Consider the following 24,918-nt stretch of genomic DNA (forward strand, 5'->3'; position numbering starts at 1 on the left):
CGCGGTGAGCCCCGACGACGTCTCAGTCGACGGTGAGCACCGTGTCGACGGACAGCCCGGGCAGGTGCGCGCGCCCGCCCAGACCCGCCAGCTCCACGAGGAACGACAGGCCGACGACGTCCGCACCGCAGGAGCGCAGCAGCCCGACCGTCGCGGCGGCCGTGCCGCCCGTGGCGAGCACGTCGTCCACCACGAGCACCCGCGCACCGGGGGTGATGGTCGCCGGGTGGATCTCGATCTCGGCCTCGCCGTACTCGAGCGCGTACGTGGCCGACGCGGTCGGGCCGGGCAGCTTGCCGGCCTTGCGGACCGGCACGAGGCCCGCGCCGAGCGCGGTCGCGACCGGACCGGCGAGCAGGAAGCCGCGAGCCTCCATGCCCGCCACGAGGTCGACCTGACCCGCCACCGACGCCATGGCCGCCACGACGTCCGCGAACGCGCGCGCGTCGGCGAGCAACGGCGTGATGTCGCGGAACAGCACTCCCGGCTGCGGGTAGTCGGGGACGAGCCGGACGAGCTCGGTGACCCGGCGCGCGACGGCGTCGCGGGCCGGGTCACCGGTGACGAGGTCACTCATCGCGCGGGCTTGCGCCGCTTCGGCTGCGCGGCCTGCCCCTGGTGCGCGCCCGGCCGGAGCTGGCCCACGGCCCGGACGGTCGACGCCGCCGCGACGGCCTCGCCCTCCGCTCCGGGGACGCGCGAGGCGAGGACCTTGGCGGTGTGCGCCTTGATGCGCGGCTCACGCTCGCGCAGGCTCACCTCGAGCGGCGTCGCGAGGAAGATCGACGAGTACGCGCCGACGAGCATGCCGACGAAGAGCGCGAGCGCGATGTCGCGCAGCGTGCCCGCACCGAGGATGAACGCGCCGACGAAGAGGATCGCGGACACCGGCAGCAGCGCGACCACGGACGTGTTGATCGACCGCACCAGCGTCTGGTTGACCGCGAGGTTGGCCTTCTCCGCGTACGTGAACCGCGTCTGGTCGAGCGTGTCGGCGGTGTTCTCCCGCACCTTGTCGAACACCACGACGGTGTCGTAGATCGAGTACCCGAGGATCGTCAGGAAGCCGATCACCGTGGCGGGCGTGACCTCCCAGCCGACACCCGCGTACAGGCCGACCGTGATGATCAGGTCGTGGATGAGCGCGATGATCGCGGCCAGCGCCATGCGCCAGTTCCGGAAGTACGCCGTCATCACGACCGAGACGAACACCAGGAACACGACGATGCCGCTGATGGCCTTGCTGGACACGTCAGCGCCCCAGGTCGGGCCGACGAACTGCGTCGTGATCTCGTCCTGCGAGACGTCGAACGCGGCCTGCAGCGCCGAGGCGACCTCCTTGAGCTCGGCGTCCGTGAGCTCGGCGACCTGGATGCGCAGCGAGTCCCCGCCGAGGTTGGTCACCTCGGGCGACTCCTGCGACGCGACCGCGAGCACGGTGTCGATCGCGAGCTGCTGGTCGCGCTCGCCCTCGATGCCCGAGACGACGAACTCCGAGCCCCCGCGGAACTCGATCCCGGGGTTGAGCCCCGGCTTCACGAGCAGGAACCCCGAGATCAGCACGAGGATCGCCGACGCCAGGTAGAAGGCCCGGCGGTGGCCGACGATGTCGTACGAACGGCGGCCCGTGTACAGGTCGTTGCCCCACTGGGCGAATCCGACGGCCATCAGCGCTCGCTCCCCTCGGCCGGCGCGTCGCCGGTCGCGTCGTCGGTCGGTGCGTCAGCGACCGGGTCCTGCGCGAGGCGCTGCTGCGCCGCACGCTCGGCCGCCTTGCGCTGCGCGATCGTCAGCCCGTCCCCGCGGCCACCGACACCGGACGCGACGGGCGTCCGGACCTCGGCGGTCAGCGAGCCCTCGCCGGGCTCGGTGTCCTCGCGCCGGCCCATCGCGACCTTGCCGCGGCCGACGTAACGCGTCCCCGGCACACCGAGGCGGCGCGGGTCGAGGCCGGATGCCGCGTGACCCTCGTTGAAGAACCGCGTCTTGGCGATGAGCTCCATCACCGGGTGCGTGAACAGGAACACGACGATGACGTCGATGACCGTTGTCAGGCCCAGCGTGAACGCGAACCCTCGCACGCCGCCGACGGCGAGGAAGTACAGGACGATCGCCGCGATGAGGTTCACCGCGTCGGACGCCAGGATCGTGCGGCGGGCACGCGCCCAGCCCCGCTCGACCGCGGCACCGAGCGTGCGGCCCTCGCGCAGCTCGTCACGGATGCGCTCGAAGTACACGATGAACGAGTCCGCGGTGATACCGATCGCCACGATCAGACCCGCGACACCCGGGAGCGACAGGCGGTAGCCCTGCGTCCACGAGAGCAACGCGATCACGCCGAACGTCAGCGTCGCGGCGACGATCAGCGACGCGACGGTCAGCAGGCCGAGCGCGCGGTACTGGATCAGCGAGTACACGACGACGAGCAGCAGGCCGATGACGCCCGCGAGCAGACCCTTCTGGAGCTGCTCGGTGCCGAGCGTCGCGGAAATCTGCTGCTCCGACTGCACCTCGAAGTTGAGCGGCAGCGAGCCGAAGCTCAGGCGGTTCGCGAGCGACGCGGCGGTCGTCTGGTTGAAGCTGCCCGAGATCTGCGCCTTGCCGTTCGGGATCGTCTTGTCGACGCTCGGTGCCGAGATCACGAGGCCGTCCAGCACCATCGCGAACTGGTTCTGCGGCGTCGTGAGCGACGCCAGTCGCGTCGTGACGTCCGAGAACTCCTTGGCACCCTTGGACGTGAACTCCATGTTCACGATCCAGCGGCTGCCGATGGCGCCGTTCGCGAGGGTCTCGAGGCCCGAGCCCGCGGACGAGATCTCGGAACCGTCGATCTCGACCGGGCCGAGGATGTACTTCAGCATCGAGCTGTTGCCGTCGGAGTCGACGCCGCATGCGACGAACGCCTTGTCCGGGTCGCCCGAGACACCGCCGGCGAGGTTCGCCGGGTCCGTGCAGTCGAGCGCGTCGAACTGGGCCTGGACCTCGTCCGTGACCCAGTACGCCTTGTCGCTCGCCGACGTCGGCTCGCTCGGCGCGGTCGCGGCCGGCGACGGCTCCTGCGAGGCGGCGTCGCTCGGCTGCGCGGTCGGCCGCTCGGTGGGCTGCTCGGTGGGCTCGGCCGTGGCGGGCGCGCTCTCGTCGTCGGTCGCGTCGGCCGTCGTGTCGCTCGACTGCGTCGGCGACGGCTCGGCGGACTCGCCCGCGGTGGGCGCCGACGTCGGCTCGGCGCTCGGGTCGGCGCTGGGCCCGGCACTCGGGTCGGCGCTCGGGTCGGCCGACGGCTGCGCGGTGATCGCGTAGTCCTCGACGAGCACCGGGCGGAACTCCATGTGCGACGACCGGCTCACGGCCGCGATGGTCTCCTCGGATGCCTTGCCGGGGATCGCGACGACGATGTTGCTGCCGCCCTGGCTGGAGATCTCCGCCTCGGCGACACCGGAGCCGTCGACGCGCTGCCGGATGACGTTGATCGCCTGGGTGATGTCCTCCGAGGTCGGCTGCCGGCCGTCGGTGGTCACCGGGGTCAGGATGATCTGCGTACCGCCCTCGAGGTCGAGGGCGAGCTTGGGCGTCCAGGTCGCGTCGGACGTCTTCGTTCCGATGAAGACCGCGATGAACGGCAGGAGCATGAGGACCACGAGCGTGATCAGCGTGCGGACCGGCCGGCGGCGGCGTGTGGGTGGGGCCAACGGAGTTCTTCTCTCGTGCGCGCACCGGTCGCGCGTGCGACCGGTGGGGACTGGGTCCGACGAACCGCTCGTCGGACCGCGGGACTACTTCCGGTCGGTGTCGTCGTCGCCGCGGGACGGCGGCAGCGACGACAGGTCGTCGGGCACGTCGATCGGCTCGTCGTCGAGTCGGTCGGCGGGCTCGTCGTCCTCGGTGCCGTCCTCGTCGGACGGCTGGTCGTCGGCGACGGGCGCCTCGACCTTCTTGGCGATCGCGGCGCGGACCCAGCGCGTGCGGCTGCCCGGGGTCGACTCCAGCGTGATCGTGTCGTCCTCGACCTCGACGACGACGCCCATCATCCCGGACGCGGTCATGACCTCGTCGCCGGGCTGGAGGGTGCTGCGGAACTCCTGCTGCGCGCGCTGCTGCTTGCGGCTCTTGCGCGACATGAACCAGAACGCGGCCACCGCGAGGATGAGGATCAGGTACATCGAGTAGCCGCCACCACCGGTGGTGGCGGCCGCGGTATCGGCGGCAGGCGCGGCGTTGAGCAGGGTCACAGCGGGGTCCTCACGTTCGATCGTGTCCGGGGCAGTCTAGGCGTAGCCGCCCAGCGCTCCAACGCACGTCCAGGTGCGGGCGTTCCCGCACCGCGGGGAGCCTCTCACACGCGGCCGTCATCCGGGCACGGCTGGGACGAACTGCCCACGCCGACCGTCACGCGAACAGCGTCCCCGGGTCCTGCGGTGGCGTCAGGCCCAGGTGGGACCAGGCCGCCGGCAGCGCGACCCGGCCGCGCGGCGTCCGGCCCACGAGGCCCTCACGCACCAGGAACGGCTCGGCGACCGTCTCGACCGTCTCGGGCTCCTCGCCCACGGCGACGGCCAGCGTCGTCAGCCCGACCGGTCCGCCGCCGAACCGCAGGCACAGCGCCTCGAGCACCGAGCGGTCCAGCCGGTCCAGGCCGCGCTCGTCGACCTCGTACACCTCGAGCGCCGCGCGCGCCGCCGCCAGGCTCAGCGTCCCGTCGCCGCGCACCTCGGCCCAGTCGCGCACGCGGCGCAGGAGCCGGTTCGCGATGCGGGGGGTGCCGCGCGAGCGCGACGCGATCTCGCGTGCCGCGGCGCCCGCGAGCTGCACGCCCAGCAGCCCGGCCGAGCGCAGCAGCACCTGCTCGAGCTCGTCGGCGTCGTAGAAGTCGAGGTGGCCCGTGAAGCCGAACCGGTCGCGCAGCGGTGCGGGCAGGAGACCCGCACGCGTCGTCGCGCCGACCACGGTGAACGGCGGGAGCGACAGGGGGATCGCGGACGCGCCCGCACCCTTGCCGACGACCACGTCCACCCGGAAGTCCTCCATCGCGACGTACAGCAGCTCCTCCGCGGGCCGCGCGATGCGGTGGATCTCGTCGAGGAACAGCACCTCGCCCTCCTCGAGCGAGGACAGCACGGCCGCCAGGTCGCCCGCGTGCTGGATCGCGGGGCCGCTCGTCACCCGCAGCGACGCGCCGAGCTCGGCGGCGACGATCATCGCGAGCGTCGTCTTGCCCAGCCCGGGCGGACCGGACAGGAGAACGTGGTCGGGTGCCCTCCCCCGTCCCCGGGCGGCGTCGAGCACCACGGACAGCTGCTCGCGCACCACCCGCTGCCCGACGAACTCCGCGAGTCGCCTCGGGCGCAGGGCCGCCTCCGCGGCACGCTCCAGGTCGTCCGCACCCGCGTGCACGAGCGACTCCGCGGGGAACCGCTCCGTGACGAGCTCGACGTCGGAGCGCTCGTCGTCCCGGTCAGCCACGGCCACCACCCAGGCTCCGCAGCGCCGCCCGCAGCACCCCCGGCACCTCGTCGGCGCGCAGCGGGCCCTCGACGTCCTCGAGCACGGACTCGACGGCCTGCTCGGCGACCTTGGCGTTCCAGCCGAGGCCGACGAGCGCGTCGACGACCTGCTGGCGCCGGTCGTCCCCGGTGGGCGCGGTGGCCTGCGGCTGCCCGCCCATCACGGCCGGGGCCGGGGCACCCAGCCGGTCCTTGAGCTCGAGCACGATGCGCTGCGCGCCCTTGCGGCCGATGCCGGGCACGCGCTCGAGCGCCTTGAGGTCCTCGTCGGCGACCGCCCGGCGCAGCCCGTCCGGCGTGTGCACCGCGAGCATCGCCAGCGCCAGGCGCGGGCCGACCCCGCTGACCGTCTGCACCGTCTCGAACACCTCGCGCTCGTCGTCGTCCGCGAAGCCGAACAGGGTGAGCGAGTCCTCCCGCACGACGAGCGAGGTGTGCAACGTCGACTCCTGCCCGACGCGCAGCTGCGCGAGCGTGGCGGGGGTCGCCTGCACGAGCATCCCGACGCCCCCGACCTCGACCACCGCCGAGTCCAGCCGCACCGCGAGCACCGTCCCGCGCACCGAGGCGATCACGCGCCCTCCCTCGTCGTCACGGCCGTCCGCTGGTCGTCGGGACGGCCTGCCCGGGCCACTCTCCCACAGGGGCGAACATCTGTACGAACGACACGCTAGCGCCGCGCCGCCTGCTCCGCCGCGGCCCAGGCGCGCTGCGCCGGGGTCAGGGCCGACCCGGGGCGCTGCGGCGCGCCCAGCGCGCCGGCCGGCCGCCACAGGTGGCAGATCGCGAGCGCCAGCGCGTCCGCCGCGTCCGCGGGCCGGGGCACCGCCTCGAGCCGCAGGAGACGCGCGACCATCGCCTGCACCTGCGGCTTGTCCGCACGACCGCTGCCCGTCACCGCGGCCTTCACCTCGGACGGCGTGTGCAGCGCGACGGGGATGCGTCGACGCGCGGCGGCGACCATCGTGAGCCCGGCGACCTGCGCGGTGCCCATGACCGTCCGGACGTTGTGCTGCGCGAACACCCGCTCGACGGCGACCGTGTCGGGCGCGTGCTCCTCGAGCCACTCCTCGATCCGCCGCTCGATCACGAGCAGCCGCTGGTCCACGTCGAGCGTCGGCGCGGACGTGGCCACGCCCACCGCGACGAGCTGCACGCGGCGCCCCGGCAGGCCGTCGACCACGCCGAGGCCGCACCGCGTCAGGCCGGGGTCGACACCGAGGACTCGCACGAGCGCATCGTCGCACCCCGCCGCGGGCTCCCCCGGCACCCGCGGCCGCGAGTCGCCCACGCCGCTCGCCGCGACGCGTCGGTGCCCGCCCGCGACGCGCGAGGGGCGCGTCACCCGCAGGTGACGCGCCCCTCGTCGCGTGCTCGGACGGACCGCGTCCGGCCGGCTCAGTCGTCCTCGAGCTCGGCCATGACCTCGTCGGAGGCGTCGAAGTTCGCGTAGACGTTCTGCACGTCGTCGGAGTCCTCGAGCGCGTCGATCAGGCGCAGGATCTTGCGCGCACCCTCGGCGTCGACCTCGATCTGCGTCGACGGCCACCACACGACGTCGGCGGAGTCGTAGTCGATGCCCGCCTCCTGCAGCGCCGTCCGCACGGGCACGAGGTCGGTCGCCTCGCTCAGCACCTCGAAGGACTCGCCGAGGTCGTTGACCTCCTCGCCGCCCGCCTCGAGGACCGCCTCCATGACCGCCTCCTCGTCGGTGCCCTCCCGGGGCACGACGACGACGCCCTTGCGGCTGAAGATGTACGCGACCGAGCCCGGGTCGGCCATCTGGCCGCCGTTGCGGGTGAACGCCACGCGGACGTCGGACGCCGCGCGGTTGCGGTTGTCGGTGAGGCACTCGACGAGCACCGCGACCCCACCGGGGCCGTAGCCCTCGTACATGATCGTCTGGTAGTCCGCGCCGCCGGCCTCCTGGCCCGAGCCGCGCTTGACCGCCCGGTCGATGTTGTCGTTCGGGACGGACGACTTCTTGGCCTTCTGGATGGCGTCGAACAGCGTGGGGTTGCCCGCGGGGTCACCACCGCCCGTGCGGGCGGCCACCTCGATGTTCTTGATCAGCTTCGCGAAGAGCTTGCCGCGCTTCGCGTCGATCACGGCCTTCTTGTGCTTCGTGGTGGCCCACTTGGAGTGACCCGACATGCGCTCGTTACCCCTGGGTGTCGAGGACGATCTGGACGAAGAGACGGTGCACCCGGGTGTCGCCGGTCACCTCGGGATGGAAGGAGGTCACGAGCAGCGGTCCCTGGCGGACCGCGACGATCCTACCGGCGGCCGGCCCCGACTCGACGCGCCCGACCACCGAGGCCGCCGGGCCGACCTCCTCGACCCACGGCGCGCGGATGAAGACCGCGTGCAGCGGACCGTCCTCGACGCCCTCGATCGCGAGGTCGGTCTCGAACGAGTCGACCTGACGCCCGAACGCGTTGCGCCGCACGGTGATGTCCACGCCACCGAGCGTCTGCTGCCCCTCGATCCCGCCGAGCACCCGGTCGGCGAGCAGGATCATGCCCGCGCACGAGCCGTACGCGGGCATACCGCCGCGCAGCCGCGCACGCACCGGCTCGAACAGGTCGAACGCGCGCAGGAGCTTGTCGATCGTCGTCGACTCCCCACCCGGGATGACGAGCGCGTCGACCGCGTCGAGCTCGCAGGTGCGACGCACGGGGACCGCACGTGCGCCCTCGGACTCGAGCGCGTGCGCGTGCTCGCGCACGTCCCCCTGCAGGGCCAGGACACCGACGGTGACAGTCACCCGGCGATCCTAGGTCGCCCCCGGCGCCGCCCGGCGCGTGCGCTCACGCCCGCCGCCTCCACCGCGCGGCAGCCCTGCGGTCGCGCCGTCAGCGGGCCGCTGCGGCACGCACCGCGCTGCCGGCCGCCGGGCGCACCTCGTCCGCGAGCCGGGACAGACCCTCGAGCAGGCGGTCGCGCGGCGCCGCCAGGCTCACGCGCACCATGCGCTGCGCGCCGCGGCCGAACGTGGACCCGGGCGCGACCGCGACGTGCCGTCGAGCGAGCAGGCGGGTCGCGAACGCGTCGGTGTCGGGCGTGCCCACGTCGACCATGAGGTAGAACGCGCCGTCGGGCTCGCTGAACCGCAGCCCGCGCGCGGTCAGCAGCCGCACCGCTGCGTCGCGCCGGTCCCAGTACGACTCGACCGCGTCGTGCACCCACTCCTGGGAGCCGGTGAGGGCGGCGAGCGCGGCGTGCTGCCCGCCCGCCGACGGGCACGCGAGCGTCCCCTCCGCGACGTGCCCGACGATCTCGACGAGCTCCGGGTCGGGCAGGTGCGCGAGACCGATCCGCCATCCCGTCATCGCGTACGTCTTCGACATCGAGTGGAAGACGAGCACGCGCCCGTCGGTGTCGAACGCCGCGGGGCTCACGTGCGGGGTGTCGAAGGTGATCGCCTCGTAGCACTCGTCGGACAGGACCCACAGGTCGTGCCGGCGTGCGAGCTCGACGAGCGCCTCGAGCGTCGCGGCCGGGTAGACCGCGCCCGTCGGGTTGTTGGGCGAGCAGACGACGAGCGCCCGCGTGCGGGGCGTGATCGCCGCCTCGACGTCCTCGACCCGCGGGACGAAGCCCTCCCGGGCGTGCGCCGGGTAGGTCGTCGGCACGGCCGCGCACGCGCGCGCCGCCATCGCCCAGTTCGGGAACGTGGGGTCGGGCAGCAGCACCTCGTCGCCCGGCCCGAGCAGCGCGGTCATCACGGTCGCGAGCCCGTTCATCGCGCCGTGCGTCACGACGACCGAGGACGCGTCGGCGCGCGCGCCGGACCGTCGGGCGATCCGCTCCGCGCCGGCCTCCCGCAGCTGGTCGAGACCCAGGCTCGAGGTGTAGCCGAGCCGCCCGTCGCGGCCGGCCCGCGCGACCGCGTCGAGGACGTGCGCGGGGGGTGTCGCGTCGGGTTCGCCGATCTCGAGGTGGAGCGCGTCGGGGTCGCGCAGCGCGAGCTCCATGAGCGTCCGGATGGCGCTGCGCGGGATCGCGCGCGCGGGCGAGGTCGGCGAGAGGGTCGGCATGCTCCGACGGTAGGCGGCTCAGGTCACGCGCAGGTTACCGACCAGTACGGTCACCCGCACGGGCGACCCTCACTCCCGCGCGAGGCCCAGGTGGCGCGTCTCGCCGTCCCACTGCGGCAGCAGGCCCGCGACGAGCGTCGCGAGCCCCTCGGGGAACACCTCGATCTCGACGGCGGCGAGGTCGGCCAGCGACCACCACCGCAGCTCGTCGATCACGTCCTGCTCGAGCGCGGTCCAGCCCGAGCGGTCCTCCGCGACGAACGACGACGCCGGCACGCGCGCGAGGAAGATCTCCTCGTCCTGCCGGCAGTGCTCGAAGAAGAAGTCGAAGATCGCCGACCGCGTCAGCACCGGACCGACGAGCGCGTCGTCGGCCAGCACGATGCCCGTCTCCTCGCGCACCTCGCGCACCGCCGCCTCGCGCGCGGACTCCCCCGCGTCGATCCCGCCGCCGACCGTGAACCACCACGACCGCTCCGGCTGGTCCGCGTCGTGCCCCCGGATCAGCAGCACGCGGTCGTGCTCGTCGAGCAGGATCACGCGCGCCGCGGCGCGCGACAGCATCCCGTCCGCACCGCGGGTCCACTCCGGACCGAGCGCGTGGTCCGGTCCGGTGCCGCTGCCGTCCGGGTCCCCGGCGTCGTCGGCCGGCGGACCGGCAGGCACGACGAGGGCCGCGGGCTCCTCGTCGCCCGCGGCCCTCGTCGAACCCGGTGAGGTCACCAGCCCCGCTCGGCCAGGCGGTGCGGCACCGGCACGTCGTCGACGTTGATGCCGACCATCGCCTCGCCGAGGCCGCGCGAGACCTTCGCGATGACGTCCGGGTCGTCGTAGAACGTCGTCGCCTTGACGATCGCCGCGGCGCGCTCGGCCGGGTTGCCCGACTTGAAGATGCCCGAGCCGACGAACACGCCCTCGGCACCGAGCTGCATCATCATGGCCGCGTCCGCGGGCGTCGCGATGCCACCCGCGGTGAACAGCACCACCGGGAGCTTGCCCGCGGTCGCGACCTCCTTGACGAGCTCGTACGGGGCCTGCAGCTCCTTGGCGGCGAGGTACAGCTCGTCCTCGGGCAGCGAGGTGAGGCGGCGGATCTCGTCGCGCAGCGTGCGCATGTGGGTCGTCGCGTTGGACACGTCGCCCGTGCCCGCCTCGCCCTTGGAGCGGATCATCGCCGCACCCTCGGTGATGCGGCGCAGCGCCTCGCCCAGGTTGGTCGCACCGCACACGAACGGCACCGTGAACGCCCACTTGTCGATGTGGTGGGCGTAGTCCGCGGGCGTGAGGACCTCGGACTCGTCGACGTAGTCGACTCCGAGGCTCTGCAGCACCTGCGCCTCGACGAAGTGCCCGATGCGCGCCTTGGCCATGACCGGGATCGAGACGGCCTCGATGATGCCGTCGATCAGGTCCGGGTCGCTCATGCGCGCCACGCCACCCTGCGCGCGGATGTCCGCCGGCACGCGCTCGAGCGCCATGACGGCGACGGCGCCCGCGTCCTCGGCGATCTTCGCCTGCTCCGCGGTGACGACGTCCATGATGACGCCGCCCTTGAGCATCTCGGCCATGCCGCGCTTGACGCGCGCGGTGCCGACGACGCCGGCCGCGTCGCTCGTGGGGGTGGGCTGGCTGGTGTCGCTGGTCACGTCGAGCCTCGCAGGTGGAAAGTGCGGTCACGGGGTGTGCGGTCGGGGGGTGCCGTCGCGCGTGGGCGGGACGTCCACACGAGGACGGGCACCACGACGGACCGACCCGGCCATCCTAGTGCGTGGCGCACCGGCACCCGCCCGCACGTCTCACGCGCGGCACGCCCCGGCGCCGCTGCGGGGTCAGCCGACGCCGGGCCGCGCGAGCGCCTCCGGCCACGCGTCGTCGAGCTCCAGCGTGCGCGGCTCGGGCGCGTGCCCGGCGAGCCGCAGGAGCCGCACGAACCGCCCCCGGCGCACGCGCTGCGCCTGCAGCACCGCCTCGTTGTGGAACCGACGAGCGATCTCCGCCCGGTACCAGGCCGAGCTCAGTGCGTCGAGGAGCTCGTCACCGCCCGGGACGGCGCGCATCGCGGCGATCTCGTCCGGGTCGTCGAGCACCGCGCGCAGCGTCGCGCTCAGCTCGCTCTCCACCTCGCCGCGCTCGTCGCGCAGCTCCTCGACCGTCGCCAGGGCGCCCTCCGTGGGCGACGACAGGGCACGCTCACCGCTCGACCGCGGGTCCGACAGCAGCAGCGCGAGCAGCTCGGGCGGTGCGTCGGGGCGCGCGACCGCGCTGTCCGCGGCGAGCGCCGACCACGCGGCCTCCCCCACGAGGACCGACGAGACCGGGTCCAGCAGGCCCGACGTCGCGAGCTCGGCGGCCACCGTCGCGCGTCGGACGAGCTGCGCCTGCACGACGCTGCGCGACGCACCCACCTTGCGATGCAGCCGGTCGAGCCGGGACGCCGCGACCCACACCGACCACACCAGCACGGCGAGCACCACGACGACGACGCCCGCGACCTCGGACCACCTCATCGGGCCTCACCCCGGTTGCGGCGCAGCTCCATGAGCCGCGCGCCGCGCAGCGAGGACGGGTCCTCGCCCACGGGCGCGTGCCCTCCGGCGACGGCCATCTCGTACACGGCGAGCACCTGGTCCGTCACCGCGGACCAGTCGTACCGGCGGACCACCGCACGCGCGTGCGCCTCGACGCGCGTGCGCAGGTCCGCGTCCGCGAGCACCCGCACGAGCGTGCGGGCCAGGTCGTCGCTGTCGCCCGTCCGGAACAGCACGCCGGCCGCCCCGTCGTCGAGCACGCGCGAGAACGCGCCCAGGTCGCTCGCGACGACGGTGGCGCCCGCGCTCATCGCCTCGACCAGCACGATGCCGAAGCTCTCCCCCCCGGTCTGCGGGGCGACGTACACGTCGACCGACGCGAGCAGCGTGGCCTTGTCCTCGTCGGACACCCCGCCGAGGAACTCGACGGCACCGGCCCGGTCCCCCAGCACCTCGCGCGCCTGCTCCTGCCCCGTCTCGCCGCGGCCCGCGACGAGGAACCGCGCACCGGGCACGTGCGCGAGCACCTCCCGCACCGCGCCGAGCAGGACGCCCAGGCCCTTGCGCGGCTCGTCGAGCCGGCCGAGGAACGCGATCGTGGGCGCCTGCGGCGACCCGGTCCAGCGCGGGTCGGGCTCGGCCGCCTCGAACGTGTCCACGTACACGCCGTTCGGGATGACCACGGCGTCACCGCCGAGGTGGTCGACGAGCGTGCGGCGCGCGTCCTCCGAGACGGCGATGCGCGCGGAGATCTTCTCGAGCGACTGCCGCACGAGCGGGAACGCCACCTGCAGCGAGCGCGAGCGCACGGTCGAGGTGTGGAACGTCGCGACGACGGGGCCGTCCGCGATCCACAGCGCCAGCATCGACAGGCTCGGCGTCACGGGCTCGTGCAGGTGCAGCACGTCGAACCGGCCCTGCTCGAGCCACTTGCGGGTGCGTGCGGCGGTCACGGGGCCGAACGTGAGGCGCGCGACGGAGCCGTTGTATCGGACGGGGACGGCCCGGCCCGCGGCCGTGAGGTAGTCGGGCACCGGGGTGTCGTCGTCGGCAGGAGCGAGCACCTCGACCGCGTGACCCCGCGAGAGCAGCGCCTCCGCGAGGTCCCGGACGTGGAACTGCACCCCGCCGGGCACGTCGTACGAGTAGGGGCAGACGATGCCCACGCGCAGCGCGCGCGTCGCGGGCGCGGTCATGACGCCTCCACCCGCTCGTCGAGCTCCCCGGCCCGCCGCCGCGTGGCCGCGTACCGCTCGGGGTCGAGGTCCTCGACGAACACGCGCTGGAGCATGTGCCAGTCCTGCGGGCGCCGGTGCAGGCACTCCGCGAGGCGGTCCACCCACGCCTGCGTCAGGACCCGCACCTGCTCGGCGCGCGGCACGTCGCGGCTCACGGGCTCCACGGGCACGAAGTCGATGCGCAGACCCCACGGGGTCCCGGCGCGCCGTCGGCGCTCACCGCGCAGCCGCTCGTACGTGATCGCCGCCGCGAACAGCGGCGCCCCGGACGCGAGCGACAGCGCGGCCGGTCCGGCCGCAACGCGCGCCCGGTGTCCGAACAGGTCGACCTCGACGCCGCGGTGCGTCAGGTCACGGTCCGCGAGCAGCGGGACGATGCCGCCCTGCGGTGCGCGCGCGACGCGCAGCAGCTCGCGGAACACGTCGCCGTCACCCAGCGCGAGGATCCTCATGCCGAGGCCCTCGCGGAACCGCAGGAACTCCTCGTAGACCTGCGGCGGCTCGAGCCGCTCGGCGACGGTCGTGACGTGCGCGACGTTGCGCGTCGCCCACGCTCCGGCGAGGTCCCAGTTCCCCAGGTGCCCGAGCGCGAGCACCACGGCGCGCCCCTGCGCGACGTGGTGCTGGATCGCGTCGAGCCCGACGGCGCGCACGCGCGCGTCGATCTGGTCGCCGGTGGAGCCGCCCAGCGAGAACGCCTCGACGAAGTAGCGCAGGTAGGACCGCATCGCGGCTCGCGACAGCCGGCGCAGCTGTGCCGCGTCGAGCTCGGGGCGCACGCGCGCGAGGTTCTTCTCCAGCCGCCGGACCCCGTCACCGTGCCGCCACCACGTGACGTCGGCTCCCAGGTTCGCGGCGCCCCGCAGCACCGGTCCCGGCACGCGGTGCGCGTGCCGCCACGCGAACGCGTAGAGCGCCCCGACGTCGAGCCTCACGCGCCGGCCCCCGCGGCGCCGTCGGACGGCGCGACCTCGAGCGCGCGCGCCTGCCGGCGCACCTTGGCCATGCGCTGCACCACGGTCACGGCGGAGGCGACCGTGAGGAGGCCGAGCACCACGGTGAGGACGACGACGGGCAGACCGAACCCGACCAGGCCGGTCGCGCCGAGCACGAGCAGCAACCGGTCCGCGCGCTCGGCGATGCCGCCCGAGCCGTTCATGCCCAGCCCCTCGGCCCGCGCCCGCGCGTAGGGCACGACGGACCCGAGCACGAGCGCGGCGAGCGCGAGCGTGGCGGTCAGCTCGTCGTCACCGACCCCGAAGCCCCACAGCACGATCCCGCCGAAGATCGCGGCGTCCCCGAACCGGTCGAGCGTCGAGTCGAGGAACGCACCCCACGGACCCGAGCGACCTGCCTGCCGGGCCATGACGCCGTCGAGCGAGTCGGTCAGCGCGAACACCGCGATGACGAGCGACCCGGCGAGGAAGTGGCCGGTGGGGAACGCCCACAGAGCGGTGACCACGACGACGAGCGTGCCCGTGACCGTCACGGCGTCGGGCGAGACGCCCGCGCGCAGCAGCACCCGCGCGACGGGCGTGAACAGGCGGGTCATGGCCCCGCGGAGTCGGTTCAGCACGCGGTCATCTCCCGGTGGTGGACGGCTGGGGCCACGCGGCGGCGAGCCGCGCCCGCGTGTCGGCGAGCAGCTCCGGCAGCGCCCGGCTGCGGCCCACGACGGGCAGGAAGTTCGAGTCGCCGTCCCACCGCGGCACGACGTGCTGGTGCAGGTGCGCCGCGATGCCGGCCCCCGCGACGTCGCCCTGGTTCATCCCCAGGTTGAACCCGCTGGGCGACATCACCGCGCGCAGCACGCGCATCGCCGTCTGCGTGAGCGACCCGACCTCCGCGAGCTCGTCGTCCGTGAGGTCGGTGTAGTCCGGCACGTGGCGGTACGGGCACACGAGCACGTGGCCCGGGTTGTACGGGTACAGGTTCATGACGACGTACGCCCGCTGCCCGCGCGCGACGACGAGACCCTGCTCGTCGTCCTGCGTGGGGATGCGGCAGAACGGGCAGCCGGGCCCCGCGGCGGCGTCGACGGGCTTGTTCTCCCCGCCGATGTACGCCATGCGGTGCGGGGTCCACAGCCGCTGGAAGCCGTCCGGCTCGCCGGCGAGATCGCGCGCGTCGACGAGCTCGGGACTCGTCACGCCGGCGTCCGGACGGTGCCGGTCGTCAGCCACGGCTCAGACCTGCGTGTGGTCACGGACCGCGGCGACGATCCGCTCGACCGCCTCGGCCACCGGCACCCCGTTCTCCTGGCGGCCGTCGCGGTAGCGGAACGAGACCGCACCCGCCTCGACGTCCTCGCCGCCCGCGATGAGCACGAACGGGATCTTCTGCGTGCTCGCGTTGCGGATCTTCTTGCCGAAGCGGTCGTCGGAACGGTCCACCTCAGCGCGGATCCCCTGCGCGCGCAGCTGCGCGACGACGTCGTCGAGGTAGCCCTCGAACGGCTCCGCGACCGGCACCGCGAGCACCTGGACGGGTGCGAGCCACGCCGGGAACGCGCCCGCGTAGTGCTCGACGAGGATGCCGAAGAAGCGCTCGATCGACCCGAACAGCGCGCGGTGGATCATCACGGGACGCTGGCGCGACCCGTCGGGAGCCGTGTACTCGAGCTCGAACAGCTCCGGCTCGAAGAAGTCGAGCTGGATGGTCGAGAGCTGCCAGGTGCGGCCGATCGCGTCCTTGACCTGCACCGAGATCTTCGGGCCGTAGAACGCGGCGCCGCCCGGGTCGTCGACCAGGTGCAGCCCGGACGCCGTGGCGACCTCGCGCAGGGTCTCGGTCGCCTCGTGCCAGGTCGCGTCGTCGCCCACCGACTTCTCGGGGTCGCGGGTCGACAGCTCGAGGTAGAAGTCGTCGAGGCCGTAGTCGCGCAGCAGGTCGAGCACGAACGTCAGCAGCGAGCCGAGCTCCTCGCGCATCTGCTCACGCGTGGTGTAGATGTGCGCGTCGTCCTGGGTGAAGCCGCGCGCGCGGGTCAGGCCGTGCACGACGCCGGACTTCTCGTAGCGGTACACCGTCCCGAACTCGAACAGCCGCAGCGGCAGCTCGCGGTACGAGCGCCCACGCGAGCGGTAGACGAGGTTGTGCATCGGGCAGTTCATGGGCTTGAGGTAGTAGTCCTGGCCCTCACGCTTGACCGTGCCGTCCTCGTGGAACTCGGTGTCGAGCTTCATCGGGGGGTACATGCCGTCCGCGTACCACTCGAGGTGACGCGAGGTGTGGAACAGCTTGGCCTTGGTGATGTGCGGGCTGTTGACGAACGAGTAGCCCGCCTCGACGTGCCGACGGCGCGAGTACTCCTCCATCTCCATGCGCACGATCCCGCCCTTGGGGTGGAACACGGCCAGGCCCGAGCCGATCTCGTCGGGGAACGAGAACAGGTCGAGCTCGTTGCCCAGCCGGCGGTGGTCGCGCCGCTCCGCCTCGGCGAGCCGGTCCAGGTGCGCCTTGAGCTCGTCCTTGCTGGGCCACGCGGTGCCGTACACGCGCTGCAGCTGCGGGTTCTTCTCGCTGCCGCGCCAGTAGGCCGCGGCCGACCGCATGAGCTGGAAGCCGTTGCCGATCAGCCGGGTGCTCGGCAGGTGCGGGCCGCGGCACAGATCCTGCCAGACGACGGTCTCGCTCTCCCGGCCGGCCCCGCGCACGTTCTGGTAGATCGACAACCCGCCGAGGCCGACCTCGACGCTCGCACCGTCCGCCGCGCCCGGGTCGCCCTTGAGGCCGATGAGCTCGAGCTTGAACGGCTCGTCCGCGAGCACCTCGCGGGCCTGCTCCTCGGTCACGTCCCAGCGACGGAAGGTCTGCCCCTCCTTGACGATGCGCGACATGACCTTCTCGAGCGCGCGCAGGTCCTCGGGGGTGAACGGGGTCTCGACGTCGAAGTCGTAGTAGAAGCCGTCGGTGATCGGCGGGCCGATGCCCAGCTTGGCGGTCGGGTTGACCTCCTGGACGGCCTGCGCGAGCACGTGCGCTGCGCTGTGCCGCAGCACGGCGAGCCCGTCGGGCTCGTGCACGCTCACCGGCTCGACGACCTTCGCGCCCTCGGGCAGCGGCAGGTGCAGGTCGCGCAGCTCGCCGTCCACGCGTACGACGACGACGTCCTTGCGGTCACCGAAGAGGTCCGTGCCCGTCGTGCCCGCCTGCACCGTGGTCGCGGTTCCGTCGACGGTGAGGGCGATCTGATCAGGCACGGGGTGGTGGCCTTCCTCGGGAGCTCGCGCGGTCACCCGCGCGACGTGGGATTCCGCCGGGCAGCGGACCCGTCGATGCTACCTGCGCAGGTCGCCGACCTCGCACGCCTCGCCACGACGAGGACCGCGTCTCGACGAGGACCGCGTCTCGACGAGGACCGAGCCAGGACGAGGCCAGAGCCAGGACGAGGGCCGCGCCACGGCGCGCCAGCGGCCGGGGACGACGAAGGCCGCCTCGCGGCGGCCTTCGTCGATGTGGTGGTGGGCGATACTGGGTTCGAACCAGTGACCTCCTCGGTGTGAACGAGGCGCTCTACCACTGAGCCAATCGCCCGTCCGCCGGCAGGGCCGACGCGCACCACCCGTGAGCGGCGCAGACGGAATGCTACCCGGGATGCGCACAGATTCCGAACCGGGCCCGGCGCAGGGCCCCACCCGCGGGGCGGGCACGTCCTCGACCCCCCGGACGGGTGATGCGTCGCCGCCGCACGGCCCGGCCGGCGCAGCGCCGACGGACCCCGCCACGCACACCGGGACGGCCCGGCAGAAATCGACCGAAAAAGTGTGCACCCGGGCCTCAAGTCCGCGCCCGGACCGACCGATCGTGCAGGGAACAAGGACGCGGCCACACGAAGGGGTGGCCGAACACGAGGTGTCGGGGGCATCCTCGGACCCGGTGAGCACGGTCACCACACGTCCCACCGGGTGAACCTGGGTGCACTTCAGGTCCAATCGGGCAATCGCACTGCCATGATGGGACGAACAGCCCACGTAACGAGAAGAGGGGACCCGATGACGCATTCGTCGTATGACGTCGTCGAGGTCGTCGCCATGCAGCTGATCGGGAGTGACGCGAGCGTCATCCCGGTGAGCGCTGAGCTCTCCTTCCGGACCACGGACCCGTACACGGTGCGCGCGGTCTTCACCGGCCCGCACACCATGTCGACCTGGCTCATCGGCCGCGAGCTGCTCTCCATGGGCATGCACGCGTCGTCCGAGGCGCCTGCCGGAAGTGGCGACGTCCAGGTGTGGCGGGACGCGGATCCCGACTACGCGCTCGTGTCGTTGAGCGGGGTGGAGGGCAGTGCGCTGCTCGCCGCCCCGAGCGACCCCATCGTCCGGTTCCTCGCCCGCACCGAGGAGCTGGTGCCGCTGGGTGCGGAGAGCGACCGCATGGAGGCGGAGATCTCGGCGTTCATCGCCGCGCTGCTCACCGCCTGACCATCCCGAGCATCACGCCGGTCCCGTCGCCGTCGACGGGGCCGGCTCTCGTGCTGTCCGGGGCCGTGCCGACGCCGGTCGCGGGCCGGCCCCACGGTCATGGGTCGAGGTCGTCGAGCGCGCGTGCCTGGAACTGCTCGGCGGCCGCGAGCGAGAGCGGCCCCGCGGTGACGTCCCGCTCGTCGAGCGCGACCACGGGCGACACGTTGCGGATCGAACCCGTCAGCGTCAGGTGCGCCCGGCCGGCCAGCACCTCGTCGAGGACCTCGTAGCGCAGCTCGCCGTCGACGGCCTCCCGCACGGGCAGACCGGCCTCGCGGGCCCACTCGAGCAGCAGCTCGCGCGTGATCCCGGCGAGACACCCGCTCGACAGCGGCGGCGTCACGAGCTCGCCGTCGCGCTCCACGACGACGTTCGACCCGGTCCCCTCGCACAGCAGGCCGACGGTGTTGGCGAGAACCGCCTCGTCGGCGCCGCGGCGGTGCGCCTCGGCGAGCGCCACGACGTTCTCCGCGTACGACGTCGTCTTCAGCCCGGCGACCGCCGACCGCTCGTTGCGCACCCACGGCACCCGCACCACCCGGCTGGTCGCGGCACGTGTGGCCGGCCCGGCGAGCGCGACGAGGGTCGGGCGCTGCACGTCGGGCTCGTCGCGGTGCGACCCGAGCGGACCCGGACCGCCGGTGTAGGTCAGCCGCAGGCGACCGGCGTCGGGCGCGGCGGCCAGCACCGCGGCGACGGCCTCGCGCACGGCGTCCTCGTCGGGCACGGGCAGGCCCAGCCCCGTCGCGGAGCGGGCGAGACGCCGCAGGTGGCGGGAGAGCGCGAACGCGCGACCGCCGTAGACCGCGCACGTCTCGAACACGCCGTCGCCCACGGTCACGCCGTGGTCCACGCCCGTGAGGATGCGGTCCGTGGGTGCGTGCAGTCGACCGTCCGCCCAGATCACGACGCTCATGGCGTCAGTCTGACATCCCCGGACCTGCGTCCCGGGACGCGAGTGCGACGAGCCGCGCGGCCTTGAGCTCGGTCTCGGCCCACTCGGCGCGCGCGTCGCTCCCCCACGTGATGCCCGCGCCCGTGCCGAACCGCAACCGGCCTCGCCCGTCGGCGTCCGGCTCCCACCAGAACGTCCGGATCCCCACCGCCAGCTCCGCGCGGACCACACCGTCCGGCGCCACGTGCACCCACCCGACGAGGCCGCAGTACGGCCCGCGCGCCACGGGCTCCACCTCGTCGATGACGCGCAGCGCCGACGACTTGGGCGCGCCCGCCACCGAGCCGGGCGGGAACGTCGCCTCCAGCAGCGCGGGCCACAGCGCGCCGGCCCCGCGGTGCGGTGCTGCGAGCGTCCCGCGCACGGTCGACACGAGGTGCACGAGGCCCGGGTGCTCCTCGACCCCCAGGAGCGTCGTGACCTCGACCGTCCCCGGCTCGCAGACGCGCTGCAGGTCGTTGCGGACGAGGTCGGTGATCATGACGTTCTCCGCGACGTCCTTGGGGGTCAGCCCGTCGCGGGTCGTCGCGGTGCCCTTGATCGGCGCGGAGGTCACGACGCCGTCCTCGACCCTCAGGAACAGCTCGGGTGACGCGGTCACGACCCACACCCCCTCGTCGTGGCGGGGCCCGTCCGAGCGGTCCGTGCCCCCGACGCCGGCACTCCCCCGCGGGACGTGCACGTAGCCGGCGTACGGCGCCGGGTTGCCGGCCGCCAGGACGTCCGCGAGAGCGGCCGCGTCAGGCTCGTCGTCGGAGGACCCGAGCTCGGCGCAGAGCACCCGGCAGACGTTCGCCTGGTAGACGTCGCCCTCACGGACGTGCGCGCGGACGGACTCGACGGCCCGCACGTACTCCTCCCGCGTGAGCGAGCTCACCCAGTCCGCCGCACGCGGGCCGACCCACGCCCCGCCACCGCCCGCGGGCGCGGCGTCCGCCTCCTCGAACCGCCACGCGCGCACGCGCCCCTCGAACTCACCGACGAGCGCCCACCAGCCGGGCTCCGCGAGCCGCTCGGGCTGCAGGCGCACGTCGACGCACTCGACGAGCCCGCGCAGCCGCAGGCCGGCGAACCGGGCGTGGGCTGCGGACTCGGGCACGCGCACACGGTAGCCGCCGCACTCACGCCCGGGTCGGGGCGTCCGGGAGCGCCGGGCGGCTGGTCGCGCGCGCGATTGACGCCTGCGGCTCGCGGGAGAACGATCGGAGCGAGCGGCGCCCCGAGCCGGCTGAACGGCCAGCCGGGTGTGCTGGGCGTCGGCCGCGGAGGATCGATGCCCTCGCCCGTCACCCCTCGCGACTTCGACGCGGTGCTCTTCGACCTCGACGGGGTCCTCACGACCACGCGCACCGTGCACGCGGCGGCGTGGAAGTCCATGTTCGACGAGTTCCTCGCCGAGTGGGACACGGACCACGGCACGGACCTGCCGCGCTTCGACGAGCGCGCCGACTACGCGTCGGCGGTGGACGGCAAGACACGCGAGACCGGTGTCCACGACTTCCTCGCGTCCCGCGGCATCACGCTCCCGCCCGGGCGGCCCGACTCGCCGCCCGACGAGCGGTCCGAATGGGGGCTGGGCAACCGCAAGCAGCTGCTCGTCGAGGACGAGATCGCTCGCAGCGGGGTCGAGGCGTTCCCCGGCTCGGTCGCCTGGGTGCGCGAGCTGCGCGAGGCGGGGTTGCGCACCGCGGTGGTCTCCAGCAGCCGCAACTGCGCGGCGGTGCTCGAGGCCGCGGGCATCGCCGGGCTGTTCGACGCGCGGGTCGACGGTGAGACGGTGCTCGAGCTCGGGCTGCGCGGCAAGCCCGCGCCGGACGGCTTCCTCGAGGGCGCGCGGCGCGTGGACGCGACACCGCAGCGCTGCGTGGTCGTCGAGGACGCGGTCGCGGGCGTCGCGGCGGGCCGGGCGGGCGGCTTCGGCCTCGTCATCGGCGTGAACCGGGACGACCACACGGCCGAGCACTGGCGACTCGTCCCTGTCCGAGTGCGTCCAGGCGATCGCGGCCGTCGACGTCGGCAAGTACCGGACCGCCGAGGAGTACCTGGTCGACGCGGTCGCGCTCGACCTGGCCGACACCGCCGGCAACCTGGGCGACGGCGTGCACGTCGCGTCGGCGGGCGGGACGTGGATGGCGCTCGTCCAGGGATTCGCCGGCTACCGGTGGCGTGGCACGCGCTTCAACCCGATGCTCCCGACGCGTGGTCGGCGGCTGCGGTTCCCGCTGCGGATCCGCGGCTCGGTCCTCGAGGTGAGCATCGAGCCGCGGCGCGTCACGTACGCCGTGCTGAGCGGTCCCCCGGTCTCGGGACACCACCGCGACGTGCCGTTCACCGCGGCGCAGGGCTCACCGGTCTCGTTCACCGGCGTGTTCCAGACGAGCGACGGCGCACCGACCGACGACGGGGCGTCGGCACCGGCCGCCTCAGCCGGCACCACGGTCTCCAGCGCGACGGGCTCGAGCACGGCGAGCCCGGGTACGACGAGCCTGGATGCCACGAGCCCGGGTACGACGAAGGCCCCAGGTCGATGACCTGGGGCCTTGCCTGGTGGGCGATACTGGGATCGAACCAGTGACCTCTTCCGTGTCAGGGAAGCGCGCTACCGCTGCGCCAATCGCCCGGGGGTGTGTTGCTGCGAGGTGGAGATGGGATTCGAACCCACGTATACGGCTTTGCAGGCCGCTGCCTCGCCTCTCGGCCACTCCACCCTGAGACCGCAGTCCTCAGCGGCCTGAGCCGAAAGGATGTCTCCGAGCGGACGACGGGATTCGAACCCGCGACCCTCACCTTGGCAAGGTGATGCTCTACCACTGAGCCACGTCCGCGCTGCACGTCCCCCGGTTTCTCACCGGCGTTCCGTGTGCGTCCCAGACTTTATCCGAGTCTTCGCGTCAGAGTCCAACTGGCTCCCGGCACCCGGGCCCGATCCGCAGGATCACGCGGATCTCCCGGCGTGTCGCCGCGCGCGTGCGGCGCCCGCGGCGCGCTGGACGCCCCCGTCCGCCTACCCTGGTCCGTCGCCGACACCCGGCACCGGCCCCGCAAGCCGTCCCCTTCCCCGCGAGCCGAGCTCATGACCTCGACGACCACGCTCCCCCGGCCGCCCGCGGCCGCCGGCTCCGACCGGACGCCGCGCGAGCGCCGTGCCGTGCCCGCGCGGCGCGACATCCAGGTGCTGCGCGCGGTCGCGGTCGCGGCGGTCGTCGTCTTCCACGCCTGGCCGCAGGCGCTGCCCGGCGGGTACGTGGGCGTCGACGTGTTCTTCGTCGTGTCGGGCTTCCTCATCACCTCGCACCTGCTGCGCCACCCACCGACCGACCTGCGCGGGCTGGCGGCGTTCTGGGCCCGCCGCGTGCGGCGCCTGCTGCCCGCGGCCGCGACGGTCCTGGCGGTGACCACCGTCGCGAGCGTCGTGCTCCTGCCGAGCCACCTGCTGACGCAGGCCGCCCGCGAGCTGCTCGCCGCGACCCTGATCCAGGAGAACTGGCAGCTCGCCGAGCAGGCCACTGACTACCTGGCGGCGGACGCCACCCCCAGCCCGGCGCAGCACTTCTGGTCGCTCGGCGTCGAGGAGCAGTTCTACGTCGTGTGGCCGCTGCTGCTGGCCGCCGCCGCGCTCGTCGCGCGCCGCACCGGTCGGCGCCGGGCCGTCGCGGGCGTCGTCGTCGCGGCCGTGACGCTCGCGTCGCTGTGGTGGAGCGCGTCGCTCACCGCTGCCGACCCGGCGCGTGCGTACTTCGTCACGACGACGCGCGTGTGGGAGCTGGGGCTCGGGGCGCTCGTCGCGGTCGTGGGCGCCCGGACCACCGGGGCGGTCCGCGTGCGCGCCGCCGCGGGATGGGTCGGTCTGGCGGCGATCACCTGGTCCGCGGTGCGGTTCACGGGCGAGACACCGTTCCCCGGCACCACGGCCCTGGTGCCCACGCTCGGGACGGTGCTCGTCGTCGCGAGCGCGACCGACGACGTGCCGGGCGGGCTGGGCTCCGTGCTCGGCCGGCGGCCCGTCGTGCGCCTCGGTGACGTCTCCTACGGCGTCTACCTGTGGCACTGGCCGCTGCTCGTGCTCGCGCCGTTCGCGGTGGGCGCCGAGCTCACCGGGTGGGGCCTGGCGGGCGTCGTCGGCGTCACGCTCGTCCTCGCGTCCGCGAGCACGCGATGGGTCGAGGACCCCGTGCGGCACGCGCCTCGGCTCGTCGGGTCACTGCCGCGCACCTTCGCGCTGGGCGCCGTCACCGCGGCCGTGTGCGCCGCGCTGGCCGTCGGCGCGGGTGCGGTCGGGTCGGCCCGCGCCGCGCACGAGGAGGACCTGTTCGCGCGTGCGACGTCCGGCCAGGAGCCGTGCTTCGCCGCGGAGGCGGTGCGGGACCCCGCGTGCGACCCCGTCGGCGACCGGCTGCTCGTCGCGCCCGGCGTCGCGGCCGGTGACCGCAGCGACCTCTACGCCGACGGGTGCTGGAACAACACCCCGTTCGCCTCGCGTCGGACCTGCACGTACGGCGCCACGGACCCGGCCCGCGAGGTCGTGCTGCTCGGCAACTCCCACGCCGGGCAGTGGCAGCCCGCGCTCGTCGGGCAGGTCGAGCGCGAGGGCTGGTCGCTCACGACCTACCTGACGTCCGAGTGCTACCCCGTCGACGTCCCGGTCGACGTGACGCGGCCGTCGGCGGTCGAGGGGTGCTCCCGGTGGACGCGGTGGGCGCTCGACGAGGTCGTCGCGCGGGACCCCGACCTCGTCGTCCTCGCCGCGCGCACGTTCCGGCCGCTCCTGGACGTGCCGCAGGAGGCCCAGCGCACCCAGCAGCGGGCCGCGTACGGGCGTCTGCTCGACCGGCTGACGTCCCGGGGCATCCCCGTGCTGGTCATCCGCGACACCCCCGACCTCGGCGACCCCGCGCCGGACTGCGTGGCGCGCGAACGTGGCGGATGGCGCTCGTGCACGCGGCCCGCCGACGTCGCGATCGAGCCGGACCCGCTCGCCGACGCCGCGGCCGACGACGCGAGCGGCCTCGTCTCGGTGCTCGACCTCGACCACGTGCTCTGCTGGGACGGCCGGTGCCACGACGTCGTCGGCGGCGCGATCGTGTACTTCGACCACGGCCACCTCACGCGCACGTTCGCGCAGTCGCTGCGCCCCGAGGTCGAGGCGGCCGTGGCCGACCGCATCCGTGGCTCGGTGCGCGGCTAGGTCGAC

At 73.9% G+C, this 24,918-nt stretch carries 23 protein-coding genes, 4 tRNA genes and 1 pseudogene; 4 read left to right on the forward strand and 24 right to left on the reverse strand.

Translation table 11 applies throughout. From position 1 onward, the window contains the following. Positions 1 to 22: 22 nt before the first annotated feature. The 19 genes from CBP52_RS05235 to CBP52_RS05325 form a co-directional block, all read right to left on the reverse strand. Entirely contained in the window at positions 23 to 577 is a 555-nt protein-coding gene (locus tag CBP52_RS05235) for an adenine phosphoribosyltransferase (RefSeq protein WP_094180107.1), read from the reverse strand. Further along, positions 574 to 1,668, reverse strand: coding sequence for a protein translocase subunit SecF (secF, locus tag CBP52_RS05240; RefSeq protein ID WP_094180108.1), 1,095 nt, complete (start codon positions 1,666 to 1,668; stop codon positions 574 to 576). Before secF ends, CBP52_RS05235 begins: the two co-directional genes overlap by 4 nt. After that, the gene (secD, locus tag CBP52_RS05245) at positions 1,668 to 3,629 is read right to left on the reverse strand and encodes a protein translocase subunit SecD (protein WP_094182180.1); all 1,962 of its coding nucleotides are present in this window, start codon (positions 3,627 to 3,629) and stop codon (positions 1,668 to 1,670) included. The genes secF and secD overlap by 1 nt, the downstream gene beginning before the upstream one ends. A gap of 144 nt (positions 3,630 to 3,773) precedes the next feature. Beyond that, positions 3,774 to 4,229, reverse strand: coding sequence for a preprotein translocase subunit YajC (gene yajC, locus CBP52_RS05250; RefSeq protein WP_232514663.1), 456 nt, complete (start codon positions 4,227 to 4,229; stop codon positions 3,774 to 3,776). A 157-nt stretch (positions 4,230 to 4,386) separates the two neighbouring features. Beyond that, entirely contained in the window at positions 4,387 to 5,460 is a 1,074-nt protein-coding gene (gene ruvB / locus CBP52_RS05255) for a Holliday junction branch migration DNA helicase RuvB (RefSeq protein ID WP_094182182.1), read from the reverse strand. Further along, positions 5,453 to 6,076, reverse strand: coding sequence for a Holliday junction branch migration protein RuvA (gene ruvA, locus CBP52_RS05260; RefSeq protein WP_094180109.1), 624 nt, complete (start codon positions 6,074 to 6,076; stop codon positions 5,453 to 5,455). The genes ruvB and ruvA overlap by 8 nt, the downstream gene beginning before the upstream one ends. A 95-nt stretch (positions 6,077 to 6,171) precedes the next feature. Then, a complete protein-coding gene (ruvC, locus tag CBP52_RS05265) occupies positions 6,172 to 6,732 on the reverse strand; it encodes a crossover junction endodeoxyribonuclease RuvC (RefSeq protein ID WP_094182183.1) in 561 nt (186 codons plus the stop codon). Positions 6,733 to 6,899: 167 nt separating this feature from the next. Continuing rightward, entirely contained in the window at positions 6,900 to 7,655 is a 756-nt protein-coding gene (locus tag CBP52_RS05270) for a YebC/PmpR family DNA-binding transcriptional regulator (protein WP_094180110.1), read from the reverse strand. Between the two features lie 7 nt (positions 7,656 to 7,662). Further along, positions 7,663 to 8,268 (reverse strand): pyridoxal 5'-phosphate synthase glutaminase subunit PdxT, encoded by a 606-nt coding sequence (pdxT, locus tag CBP52_RS05275; RefSeq protein WP_094180111.1) that lies wholly within the window; start codon positions 8,266 to 8,268, stop codon positions 7,663 to 7,665. A gap of 88 nt (positions 8,269 to 8,356) precedes the next feature. Continuing rightward, positions 8,357 to 9,541: a pyridoxal phosphate-dependent aminotransferase gene (locus CBP52_RS05280; RefSeq protein WP_094180112.1), complete on the reverse strand. Its 1,185-nt coding sequence runs from the start codon at positions 9,539 to 9,541 to the stop codon at positions 8,357 to 8,359. Positions 9,542 to 9,610: 69 nt separating this feature from the next. Next, positions 9,611 to 10,264 carry an NUDIX hydrolase gene (locus tag CBP52_RS05285; protein WP_232514664.1) on the reverse strand — a complete coding sequence of 218 codons (654 nt, stop codon included), beginning with the start codon at positions 10,262 to 10,264 and terminating at the stop codon, positions 9,611 to 9,613. After that, positions 10,261 to 11,187: a pyridoxal 5'-phosphate synthase lyase subunit PdxS gene (gene pdxS / locus CBP52_RS05290; protein ID WP_094180113.1), complete on the reverse strand. Its 927-nt coding sequence runs from the start codon at positions 11,185 to 11,187 to the stop codon at positions 10,261 to 10,263. The genes CBP52_RS05285 and pdxS overlap by 4 nt, the downstream gene beginning before the upstream one ends. A 183-nt stretch (positions 11,188 to 11,370) precedes the next feature. Further along, positions 11,371 to 12,048, reverse strand: coding sequence for a hypothetical protein (locus tag CBP52_RS05295; RefSeq protein ID WP_094180114.1), 678 nt, complete (start codon positions 12,046 to 12,048; stop codon positions 11,371 to 11,373). Next, a complete protein-coding gene (locus CBP52_RS05300; protein WP_198303579.1) occupies positions 12,045 to 13,241 on the reverse strand; it encodes a glycosyltransferase family 4 protein in 1,197 nt (398 codons plus the stop codon). Before CBP52_RS05300 ends, CBP52_RS05295 begins: the two co-directional genes overlap by 4 nt. A 20-nt stretch (positions 13,242 to 13,261) precedes the next feature. Further along, entirely contained in the window at positions 13,262 to 14,242 is a 981-nt protein-coding gene (locus tag CBP52_RS05305; RefSeq protein ID WP_094180116.1) for a phosphatidylinositol mannoside acyltransferase, read from the reverse strand. After that, positions 14,239 to 14,883 carry a phosphatidylinositol phosphate synthase gene (pgsA, locus tag CBP52_RS05310; protein WP_094180117.1) on the reverse strand — a complete coding sequence of 215 codons (645 nt, stop codon included), beginning with the start codon at positions 14,881 to 14,883 and terminating at the stop codon, positions 14,239 to 14,241. Before pgsA ends, CBP52_RS05305 begins: the two co-directional genes overlap by 4 nt. Before the next feature lie 4 nt (positions 14,884 to 14,887). After that, positions 14,888 to 15,457 carry an HIT domain-containing protein gene (locus CBP52_RS05315; protein ID WP_232514761.1) on the reverse strand — a complete coding sequence of 190 codons (570 nt, stop codon included), beginning with the start codon at positions 15,455 to 15,457 and terminating at the stop codon, positions 14,888 to 14,890. Positions 15,458 to 15,493: 36 nt separating this feature from the next. Beyond that, complete coding sequence (gene thrS, locus CBP52_RS05320) at positions 15,494 to 17,509, reverse strand: threonine--tRNA ligase (protein ID WP_094180118.1); 2,016 nt, start codon at positions 17,507 to 17,509, stop codon at positions 15,494 to 15,496. Positions 17,510 to 17,768: 259 nt separating this feature from the next. Further along, positions 17,769 to 17,843, reverse strand: a tRNA-Val gene (locus CBP52_RS05325). 458 nt (positions 17,844 to 18,301) lie between these two features. On the opposite strand from CBP52_RS05325, the gene CBP52_RS05330 reads away from it, so the two are divergent. Further along, positions 18,302 to 18,730 (forward strand): SsgA family sporulation/cell division regulator, encoded by a 429-nt coding sequence (locus tag CBP52_RS05330; RefSeq protein WP_094180119.1) that lies wholly within the window; start codon positions 18,302 to 18,304, stop codon positions 18,728 to 18,730. A 97-nt stretch (positions 18,731 to 18,827) separates the two neighbouring features. Here the strand turns inward: CBP52_RS05330 and CBP52_RS05335 are convergent, their stop codons facing one another. Both CBP52_RS05335 and CBP52_RS05340 read right to left on the reverse strand, forming a co-directional pair. Continuing rightward, positions 18,828 to 19,688 (reverse strand): aminotransferase class IV, encoded by an 861-nt coding sequence (locus CBP52_RS05335; RefSeq protein WP_094180120.1) that lies wholly within the window; start codon positions 19,686 to 19,688, stop codon positions 18,828 to 18,830. Between the two features lie 4 nt (positions 19,689 to 19,692). Then, on the reverse strand, positions 19,693 to 20,826 hold the full coding sequence (locus CBP52_RS05340) for a chorismate-binding protein (RefSeq protein ID WP_094182186.1): 1,134 nt from the start codon (positions 20,824 to 20,826) through the stop codon (positions 19,693 to 19,695). Positions 20,827 to 21,000: 174 nt separating this feature from the next. On the opposite strand from CBP52_RS05340, the pseudogene CBP52_RS18135 reads away from it, so the two are divergent. Together CBP52_RS18135 and CBP52_RS18140 are read left to right on the forward strand one after the other, a co-directional pair. Next, a pseudogene (locus tag CBP52_RS18135) lies at positions 21,001 to 21,594 on the forward strand (HAD family hydrolase); the annotation flags it as partial. Positions 21,595 to 21,724: 130 nt separating this feature from the next. Then, entirely contained in the window at positions 21,725 to 22,258 is a 534-nt protein-coding gene (locus CBP52_RS18140) for a glycosyl hydrolase family 65 protein (protein WP_232514762.1), read from the forward strand. A 14-nt stretch (positions 22,259 to 22,272) separates the two neighbouring features. Here the strand turns inward: CBP52_RS18140 and CBP52_RS05350 are convergent. The 3 genes from CBP52_RS05350 to CBP52_RS05360 form a co-directional block, all read right to left on the reverse strand. Continuing rightward, a tRNA-Val gene (locus tag CBP52_RS05350) sits at positions 22,273 to 22,347 on the reverse strand. 17 nt (positions 22,348 to 22,364) lie between these two features. Further along, positions 22,365 to 22,435: transfer RNA gene (locus CBP52_RS05355), tRNA-Cys, on the reverse strand. A 45-nt stretch (positions 22,436 to 22,480) separates the two neighbouring features. Beyond that, positions 22,481 to 22,552: transfer RNA gene (locus CBP52_RS05360), tRNA-Gly, on the reverse strand. Positions 22,553 to 22,800: 248 nt separating this feature from the next. Between CBP52_RS05360 and CBP52_RS05365 the strand changes: the two genes are divergently transcribed. Further along, on the forward strand, positions 22,801 to 24,912 hold the full coding sequence (locus CBP52_RS05365; RefSeq protein WP_094180122.1) for an acyltransferase family protein: 2,112 nt from the start codon (positions 22,801 to 22,803) through the stop codon (positions 24,910 to 24,912). The last annotated feature ends 6 nt before the right edge of the window (positions 24,913 to 24,918 follow it).

This window comes from Cellulomonas sp. PSBB021 (assembly GCF_002240455.1).
Lineage (GTDB): Bacteria > Actinomycetota > Actinomycetes > Actinomycetales > Cellulomonadaceae > Cellulomonas > Cellulomonas uda.

What these genes read in the sequence shown, in the direction of transcription:
- CBP52_RS05235 (WP_094180107.1), bottom strand. Translation starts at nt 577, where the DNA reads ATGAGTGACCTCGTCACCGGTGACCCGGCCCGCGACGCCGTCGCGCGC.
- secF (WP_094180108.1), bottom strand. Translation starts at nt 1,668, where the DNA reads ATGGCCGTCGGATTCGCCCAGTGGGGCAACGACCTGTACACGGGCCGC.
- secD (WP_094182180.1), bottom strand. Translation starts at nt 3,629, where the DNA reads ATGCTCCTGCCGTTCATCGCGGTCTTCATCGGAACGAAGACGTCCGAC.
- CBP52_RS05270 (WP_094180110.1), bottom strand. Translation starts at nt 7,655, where the DNA reads ATGTCGGGTCACTCCAAGTGGGCCACCACGAAGCACAAGAAGGCCGTG.
- CBP52_RS05280 (WP_094180112.1), bottom strand. Translation starts at nt 9,541, where the DNA reads ATGCCGACCCTCTCGCCGACCTCGCCCGCGCGCGCGATCCCGCGCAGC.
- CBP52_RS05295 (WP_094180114.1), bottom strand. Translation starts at nt 12,048, where the DNA reads ATGAGGTGGTCCGAGGTCGCGGGCGTCGTCGTCGTGGTGCTCGCCGTG.
- CBP52_RS05330 (WP_094180119.1), top strand. Translation starts at nt 18,302, where the DNA reads ATGACGCATTCGTCGTATGACGTCGTCGAGGTCGTCGCCATGCAGCTG.
- CBP52_RS05335 (WP_094180120.1), bottom strand. Translation starts at nt 19,688, where the DNA reads ATGAGCGTCGTGATCTGGGCGGACGGTCGACTGCACGCACCCACGGAC.
- CBP52_RS05365 (WP_094180122.1), top strand. Translation starts at nt 22,801, where the DNA reads ATGACCTCGACGACCACGCTCCCCCGGCCGCCCGCGGCCGCCGGCTCC.